2 protein-coding genes and 1 pseudogene are annotated in these 1,099 nt (G+C 61.6%); all 3 read right to left on the bottom strand.

All coding sequences use genetic code 11. The features are described 5' to 3' along the window. Positions 1-133, bottom strand: a 133-nt coding sequence (locus tag ACFP3U_RS36915; protein ID WP_380230155.1) for a DUF397 domain-containing protein, incomplete at its 3' end; no start/stop codon positions are given. Beyond that, entirely contained in the window at positions 120-737 is a 618-nt protein-coding gene (locus ACFP3U_RS36910) for a DUF5753 domain-containing protein (RefSeq protein ID WP_380230154.1), read from the bottom strand. The genes ACFP3U_RS36910 and ACFP3U_RS36915, both read right to left, overlap by 14 nt. Before the next feature lie 24 nt (positions 738-761). Then, positions 762-962 (bottom strand): annotated as a pseudogene (locus tag ACFP3U_RS36905) (helix-turn-helix domain-containing protein); the annotation flags it as partial. Between the last annotated feature and the right edge of the window lie 137 nt (positions 963-1,099).

Genomic DNA, 1,099 nt, shown 5'->3' with positions numbered 1-1,099 from the left:
GGCCGGCGGGGTCCTTGGAGTCACGGACGGGGACGACACCGGGGAAGTCGGGGGCGACCTCGACGCACTCACCGCCCTGGCCACTGAACGAGCTCTTGCGCCACCGAGCATCGGCAAGGTCAATGTGCTGCATGACTCTCAAATTCCTTCCGTACTGCTCTGATCAGCTCCACTGAGCCGGCTCGGGACAAGGCTTCGACTTGCAGTTGATTGTAGTCCCTGGACCAGGATGCCAGTATCTGGGCGTTACGCTCCAAGAGCCCTGTCTTGTGGCTCTCCGTGTAGCCGAGCAGCTTGCCGTTCGCCATCGTCAAGAGATTGATCGGATGAACGAAAGGTTGATCCTCTCCAAGATGCATCGGGGCCACCTGGAGGGTCACATGGGGCTGCTGAGCAAGCTCCTCCAGATGCTGAAGTTGCTTGACCATCACGGCTCGACCGCCGATGGGTCGTCGCAGGTTCCACTCGTCAAGCACTGCCTGAATGAAGGGCGGGGGAGTGCGCTCCAGCGCTGCTTGGCGGTTCAGTAGATACTTCACGCGCGCCTCTGCCTGCTGCCGAGTCGCAGCACCTCGCCGAACCGAGGCCAACTCGTAAGCCATGGCGTACTCCTGCGTTTGCAGCAGGCCTGAGATCAGTCCCAGGTGGAAGAGACGGATGGTCGCCGCCTTGGCTTCCTGCGCGACGTACTCCGGGAGACCTTCCTTGAGAACGACATGCTCAAGCTGGTCGAGCATCAACTCAATGGTTCCCCCGGTGTCGAGGGCGCGATCGACCTCCTGTGCGAGGCGTCGGCTCGGAGGTTCCACTCCTCGTTCAATTCGCGAGATGTAGGACGCCGAGAACCTGACCATCTCCCCGAGCTGCGGCTGTGTGAGCTTTCGTGCCTTCCGTGACCTGCGAAGTTGAACGCCGATGGGAGCGAAGGGGGATGACGCTGGATCGAGTTTGCGCTCGTTCACGATGGCTCCAACTGAACCCGGGGCAGATTCGCCATTTCCTCGGCTTCCGATCGTAGCCCCTCCAGCTCCACCATGGATACGGGTCGTAGCGATCCCAATGCGCACCGCAATCAAGGAGCCCCCATGCCCTCCCGCCC

It is taken from the genome of Kitasatospora misakiensis (assembly GCF_042656005.1).
In the GTDB taxonomy this organism is placed as follows: domain Bacteria; phylum Actinomycetota; class Actinomycetes; order Streptomycetales; family Streptomycetaceae; genus Kitasatospora; species Kitasatospora misakiensis.
Note: the sequence above shows the minus strand (reverse complement) of the source record. Positions and strands in the feature narration are given on the sequence as shown.

Coding starts and splice junctions, on each gene's coding strand:
- ACFP3U_RS36910 (WP_380230154.1), bottom strand. CDS start 737: ATGCTCGACCAGCTTGAGCATGTCGTTCTCAAGGAAGGTCTCCCGGAG.